Annotated in this window: 6 protein-coding genes; 3 read left to right on the top strand and 3 right to left on the bottom strand. The window is 69.1% G+C overall.

What is annotated here, in order from left to right; translation table 11 throughout:
• Window positions 1–70 precede the first annotated feature (70 nt).
• Window positions 71–1423 carry a DoxX family protein gene (locus A5740_RS21370; RefSeq protein WP_371454784.1) on the top strand — a complete coding sequence of 451 codons (1353 nt, stop codon included), beginning with the start codon at window positions 71–73 and terminating at the stop codon, window positions 1421–1423.
• 10 nt (window positions 1424–1433) lie between these two features.
• Here the strand turns inward: A5740_RS21370 and A5740_RS21375 are convergent, their stop codons facing one another.
• On the bottom strand, window positions 1434–1829 hold the full coding sequence (locus A5740_RS21375; RefSeq protein ID WP_076197347.1) for a sterol carrier family protein: 396 nt from the start codon (window positions 1827–1829) through the stop codon (window positions 1434–1436).
• 18 nt (window positions 1830–1847) lie between these two features.
• Between A5740_RS21375 and A5740_RS21380 the strand changes: the two genes are divergently transcribed.
• Both A5740_RS21380 and A5740_RS21385 read left to right on the top strand, forming a co-directional pair.
• Window positions 1848–3056 (top strand): MCE family protein, encoded by a 1209-nt coding sequence (locus A5740_RS21380; protein WP_076197348.1) that lies wholly within the window; start codon window positions 1848–1850, stop codon window positions 3054–3056.
• A gap of 66 nt (window positions 3057–3122) precedes the next feature.
• Entirely contained in the window at window positions 3123–4388 is a 1266-nt protein-coding gene (locus tag A5740_RS21385; RefSeq protein WP_076197349.1) for a hypothetical protein, read from the top strand.
• Here A5740_RS21385 and A5740_RS21390 read toward each other — a convergent pair.
• Together A5740_RS21390 and A5740_RS28950 are read right to left on the bottom strand one after the other, a co-directional pair.
• Window positions 4309–4965 (bottom strand): CPBP family intramembrane glutamic endopeptidase, encoded by a 657-nt coding sequence (locus A5740_RS21390; protein WP_076197350.1) that lies wholly within the window; start codon window positions 4963–4965, stop codon window positions 4309–4311. The genes A5740_RS21385 and A5740_RS21390 overlap by 80 nt on opposite strands.
• A complete protein-coding gene (locus tag A5740_RS28950; RefSeq protein WP_256386380.1) occupies window positions 4962–6569 on the bottom strand; it encodes a dihydroxyacetone kinase subunit DhaK in 1608 nt (535 codons plus the stop codon). The genes A5740_RS21390 and A5740_RS28950 overlap by 4 nt, the downstream gene beginning before the upstream one ends.
• Window positions 6570–6763 lie beyond the last annotated feature (194 nt).

Below are 6763 nucleotides of genomic sequence, written 5' to 3' on the forward strand. Positions count from 1 at the left end.
GACGGTGTGACACGCCGCACCCGTCAACGTCGGGATAACCTCGTCGACCCACTACATGCCAAGGGCAAGGATGGTTTTCGTGACACGCCAACTCCCGGAGACGCTGCAAACCACGAGTCCGACAGCCGGGGATGACACCCCGCTGCCGGCGTGGCCGGAGGTGACGAAGATCGCATTCCGGTTCTGCTTCCTGTACTTCGGTCTGTTCAGCCTGATGTTCGCGCAGATCCTGTTCGCGTTCCTCGGTGTGGTGGGCCACTGGTTGCCGGACCGGGCCGTGATGTGGCAGATGACCATGCTCGAGCCGTTGCTGCGTTGGGTCGGCTCGCATGTCTTCGGGGTCGAGGCGGTGCTGCACCGGGATTCGGGCAGCGGCGACCAGGCCGCGATCTGGGTGATGGTGTTCTGTCTGGCGGTCGTCGCAGTCGTGGGTACCGCGGTGTGGTCACTGGTGGATCGGGGGCGTCGCGACTATGCCCGGTTGTGGGCCTGGTTTCTGACGTTCCTCCGGTTGTGTGTGGCCGGGCAGATGCTGTTCTACGGGTTCGCCAAGCTGGTCCCGACGCAGATGCCGGCCCCTCCGCTGGCGGCCCTGCTGCGCCCGTACGGCGAGTTCAGTCCCGCCTCGGTGCTGTGGTTGCAGGTCGGCAGTTCATATCCGTACGAGATGGCGCTCGGCGCGGTCGAGGTCCTCGCCGGGCTGCTGCTCTTCGTTCCGCGGACCGCGACCTTGGGCGCACTGCTGGGCGTGTCCGCCATGGCGCAGGTGTTCCTGCTGAACATGACCTTCGACGTGCCGGTCAAGATTCTCTCCGGGCATCTGCTGTTGATGGGGCTGGTGTTGTTGGCGCCGCAGTACCGCCGGCTGGCGGACTTCCTGGTGTTGCAGCGCGACACGGGGCCGGCCCGCCAACCTGACCTCTTCGCGTCTGCGCGCGCGAACACCATCGCGGCACGGGTCCAGGGCCTGCTGGGTATCTGGATGGTGGCCGGCTGCGTCCTGACCAGCTGGCAGAGCTGGACCGAGTATGGCGGTGGCCGCGACAAGCCCGAGCTGTACGGGATCTGGACGGTGAGCCGGTTCGACGTCGACGGTAGGACCGCCCCGCCGCTGATTACCGACCAGCACCGTTGGCAGCGCGTCGTTTTCGACACCCCCGAGGTGGTCACCTATCAGCGAATGACCGGTGAATTGGTGGACGCGCCGGTCAAGGTCGACGGAGACCACCTGACATTGTCGGGACCGGACGGTTCCCCGCTGGCCGCGCTCACCGCGACCCGACCGTCGCCGCAGCAGCTTCAGCTGACCGGTGAGCTGTCCGGCCGGAATGTCGGGATCTGGCTGGATCGCTACGACCTCGACCAGTTCACCCTGCGTAACCGGGGCTTCCACTGGGTGCAGGAGTATCCGTACTTCCGGTAGTCAGTGCCCTTCAGTGGCCTTCGGGGTCGAGCGGCACCAGCGGCAGCCACCGGTCCACCTCGCCGGCCCGTGATCCCGACATCTGCACCGCGGCCCCGGCTGCATCGAGTCCGAGGAGCCCGGTGGCCAGCAACAGCCAGGTGCGGGCGTCGGTTTCCACCACGTTGGGCGGGTTGCCCCGGGTGTGGCGGGGCCCCTCGATGCACTGCACCGCCACGAATTGCGGTATCCGTACCTCGACGCTGGCGCCCGGGGCGACGGCGGCCAGGGTGCGGGCGGTCAGCCGGACGGCGTCGGCCAGTTCGGCGCGCACCGGTTCCGGCTGGGTCGGGTCACGCAACCAGTCGGCCACGGCGCCAACCGCTGCCCGGGTCTTTTGCGGATCGACACTGCCTCGTGCGGCCATGTCATAGAGTCTCGCAAAGTGTTTGCCGATCACCGCCATCCGCCGTATCGCACGGCCGGTGCGGTGCTTCTTGCGGTCCTCGCACTGGCACTGGGATTGATCGCCGCGCAGTTCCGGGGTGCGTTCGAGGCCAAGGCACCGCTGACCCTGCTGGCCGCGCGGGCCGGTCTGGTGCTCGACCCGGGTTCGAAGGTGACCTACAACGGGGTGCCGATCGGCCGGGTGGCCTCGGTCGACACGGACGGCGGAGATCCGGTCCGGGCCCTGGTACGCCTGGACATCACACCGAAATACCTTGCTCTGCTGCCGGCCAACGTGCAGGTCTCGATCGCGGCCACCACAGTGTTCGGCAACAAGTACGTGGCCTTCACCTCGCCGAAAAACCCGAGCCCGCAACGGGTTTCAACTACCACCCCGATCGACGTCACCGCGGTCACCACCGAGTTCAACAGCCTGTTCGAGACGATCACGGCGATCACCGAACGTATCGACCCGATCAAGCTGAACCAGACCCTGTCGGCCACCGCGCAGGCGTTGTCCGGCCTGGGCAGCGAGTTCGGCCAGTCGTTGTCCGACGGCAACGCCATCCTTGACCAGGTGAACCCGCGGCTGCCTGCGCTGCGCCACGACATCGCCGCACTGGCCGAACTCGGCGCACGCTATGCGGCGGCCGGGCCCGACCTGTTCGACGGACTGGCCGACGCGGCGCGCAGCGCGGCCACGGTCAATTCCCAGCGCGGGCGCCTCGACGCGGCGCTGATCGCAGCGATCGGGTTCGCCGACACCGGTTCCGACATTCTCGAACGGGGCGGTCCGTATCTGCAGCGCGGGGCCCAGGATCTGATCCCGACGTCGCAACTGTTCGACAAGTATCAGGGGCAGTTGTTCTGCACGATCCGCAACTATCACGATGTGGCACCGGCGTTCTGGGAGACCTTCGGCGGCGACAACGGATACTCGCTGGATGTCACCGGGACCCTGTCGAGCATCGGGGTGGGCAACGCCTATGTGTATCCGGACAATCTGCCGCGGGTCAACGCCAGCGGTGGGCCCGAGGGCCGACCGGGCTGTTGGCAGAAGATCACGCGCGACCTGTGGCCGGCGCCGTATCTGGTGATGGACACCGGCCTGTCGATCGCCCCGTACAACCACGTCGAGCTCGGCTCGCCGATTTTCATCGACTACGTCTGGGGTCGTCAAGTCGGCGAACCCACGATCAATCCGTGACGACTCTACGATCTTGAGCCAGGGGTTCTTTCCCGCGGAGGGGGACGTTGATGAGCGGTGACGCCGATGCCTAAACGCGCAGTGCCGGTGAGCGTGGAGCAGCCCGCCACCTGGCCTCCTGCACTGCCGGCATGGCGCGCGGTCGGGTTGTCCCTCGCACCGATCTGCGCGTCGGCGTTCCACGGCGTGGCCGCCTTGTGCGCGGCATCCGTTGCGGCCGTTCTGATCTTCGCGTTCGCCCGGCTGCGCCGGAATGCGCCGGACGCGGTATCGACCGGTGACCTCGTGGCTTCCACGGTCGGTCCGGCCGCGGGTCGGTTCACCAGCCTGGTCCAACTGGCGGCCTATGTGTTGCTGGGGGTGGGCGCGGCACTCAGTCTGGCGTTGCAGCCGTTGACCGGGGCGCCGGATCTGGAGACCGCGCTGGCCGGTTGGTGGTGGCCGGGATGGGCGGTGGCGGTGGTGGTGATCGCCGGTGCCGTGGTGGCATACCTGCCCACTCGCGCGGTGGGTGCGACGGCTGCGGCCCTGGCCGGCGCGGGCCTGCTGGTGTTTCTGTACCTGGCGCTGGCGGTCGCGGCTCGGGTGGTGGCGGGAACGCCGCCGGTGCAGGTCTCCTCGACACAGTTCGGATCAGTGCTGTTGGCCACGGCGGCCGTCATCCCGCTCGGCCTCGGTTTGGTGGGTTTCGAAGCGGCAACCGTGGTCAGCGGTCGGCTGCAGTCGGTGGCTCGTCCGGTGGGTGCGGCAGTGGGCGTCGCAGCGCTGAGTGCGCTGGCGCTGTTGGTCGCCGTCAACGTCGGTACCACCGGTGGCTTCCAGATCACTGCCGTGAATCTGTCGTTGGTGATCTCGGAGTTCTACTCCGACGCCGGCATCTACTGGTTCGCCGCCGGGGCGTTGTGTCTGGCCTCGGCGGCGTTGCTGGTTCTGATGTGGGCAGCCACTCGTGTCGCAGCCCGACTGTTCGGGCCGGGACCGGAGGTGGCGACGCTGGTTCCGGCGGCGATGTGTGTGCTGGCCGTCGGCTTCTGCCGGTTCCAGGAACACATCGGCAAGTTGCAGACGACGGTTCCGGCTCTGCTGCTTCTGGTGGTGTATGTACTTGTCACCGAGGCCAATTCACGCGTGGCCGGGTCGACGGCAGCGCAGCAGGCGCCGCGCCTGATCCTGACTCTGGTCATCGTCTGTGTGGTGCTGATCCCGCTGCGGGTCAGCGGCTACGCCTGGCCCACCTGGTGGCCGCTGCTCGTCACCGTCGTGATTCTCGGGTTGGCCGCACTGCTGGCGCGGATCGGTAGGCCAGCACCGCCAGGGCCCCCGCCTCATTGATCGCCAGATGCGCCAGGATCGGCGCGGCCAGGCTGGCCGAGCGTTGCGCGAGCCGGCCGAACACCCACCCGGCCACGCCGGTGGCGAGCACGGTGGGGATCACCGGCTCTCCCGCGGCCCGCGCGTCGGCGATGTGAGACAGCCCGAACGCACTGGCCTGTAGTAGTTGACCGCCCGACGGGCCGAAGGCCTCGGTGCCGACCGTGGCGAGCGCGCCCCGGAACGTGGCTTCTTCCGGCCAGATCGTTCCCAGCGGGATGCGCAGCGTCAACCACCGGCCCGGCGCTTCGGGAAGGGGCTTGCGGCGCATCTCGGCGCGGACGACGGGCACCGCGGAGCTTGCCGCCACCCCGGCTGTCACCGCCGCGGCGCTTGCCAGGCCCAGCCGCAGGCCGGACCACAGAGCCGGGGGTCGGAGGCCGGGGCGGGCCCCGGTTCGGAGCATCAGCGCACTGCCGAGCGCGGCCCGCACCAGCGGCTGCCAGCGGGCCGGTAATCGCGGATCGACCATGCCGTTCCAGACCACCAGTCCGGTGGTCAGCCCCACGGCGCGAAGCTGCGCACGGGTTCGGCTCATGCGCCCGCTGCCGGCCCGATCTGCTCGGTGGTGATCCGGCCGCAGTCCGCGGCGACCCCAGGGTCCAGATCGGAGGCGATGAGCGCGATCAACAGCGCGATACCCACTGCCCCGGCGTCGGGGCTGCCGACGGCTCGCTCGCCGACGTAGCTGGCCCGGCCGAAACGGGGACGCATCCGCGCCGTGCCCGCCGCGCCGTCGGCCACCCCGCGGACGACGTCGACGAGGCTTTCAGTGCCGGCCCGGCCGGCGCCGTCCAGCGCGTCGAGCATCGTCCGGTCGCCGGGCTGCGCCCCGCCGGCGCGTTGCACCGACTGCATCCCGCGGGCCACACCGCGTTGGAGCGCGGCCGCGTAGTGCGAGGGGTCGGCCGCCGCCGTCTCCGCGGCGATGGCGTCGAGCACCAGACCGATCAGGGGCCCGCTCGATCCACCGACGGTGTCGAGGAAGCTGCGGGCCAGGCGGTTCAGTCCCGGCTGCGACGACGAAAGGCGGTGTGCGTTGCGCACTCCGGCCACCAGGTTGTCGCCGAAATCGCCGTCGCCGGCGCGCTGGTCCAAATCGGTGAGCGTGCCATGTGCGCGCTCGACGACCTCAGTCACCGAGCGCAGGAAGGGGTCGTCATCGTCGGTGGCAGGCGGGACGGTCGGGGCCGGCGTCTGGGGTTCGGCAGATCCGAACGACGACATCGGCGGCCATCCCGGTACCGCGGTCTCGTGTCGCCACAGCGCCTCCCGTTGATCGTCCGAGCGGGTCAACGTCAGCGAGAATCCCCGCATGTCCAGGGCGGAGATGTAGGTGCCCACCAGGGCCCCGTCGATGACAATGCCACGCGCACCGAGCAATTGGTCGACGATCCGGGTGATCGCCCCGAGTTCCAGCGCGGTCGTCGAGCCGAGCCCGTTGACCAGCACGAGCACCCGGTCGGTGCCGGCCGGCAAGGCGTCGAGCAACGCGGTCACCATCTGCTCCACGAGTGCCTCGAGACCTGCCGACCGCGTCGACTCCTGTGCGGGTTCGCCATGGATGCCGATGCCGTATTCGAGGGTGCCCTCGGCGATGTCGAACGCCGCCCGGCGCGTCGCGAACGACGTGTGGGATCCCGACGCGACGGCCAGGCTGCGGCTGTCGCCGACCACACGGTCACCGAATTCCTTGAGCTGCACCAGATCGACGCCGGTATCGGCCAGCGCGCCCAGCAGTTTCTCCACGATGACGGTCGCGCCGGTGCCCCGCCGGCCGGTACCGGTCTCGTCGTTCTCGGTGGCCAGATCGTCGTCGACGAGGACGCGGTCCACCGGAATGCCTTCGGCGGCCAGCCGCTCGGCGGCGATGCCGAAGTGGATCCGGTCGCCGGTGTAGTTCTTCACCACGTGTAATACCCCGCCGTCACCGGCAACCCGGCGCGAGGCGTCATAGATCTGCCGGTTGTGCGGGCTGGCGAACACCCGGCCCGGTACGGCGGCGTCGAGACCGCCACGACCGACGAAGCCGGCATGCATGGGCTCATGGCCGCTGCCGCCGCCGGACATCAGCCCGACCCGGCGGCGTGGATCGCTGCGGCGGGCATACACATACAACGGGTCGGCGTTGAGCGCGAGAATGTCGGCATGAAAGGGAAGCGATGAACGCGAGCCCCAACGGGGCGGCCGGTCCGACGCGGCTGTTCCTGCCCGACGAGGACGTCGAACTGACTGCGCTGCAGGGCTATTGCAGCGCCAATGCCGACATTCTCGCGCTCAACGCCGACCCGTTGTATGTGTATGCCCGCCGCAGCGATCCACGCCGCCGGGTCGGG

Source organism: Mycobacterium sp. GA-1841, assembly GCF_001954135.1.
Classification (GTDB): domain Bacteria; phylum Actinomycetota; class Actinomycetes; order Mycobacteriales; family Mycobacteriaceae; genus Mycobacterium.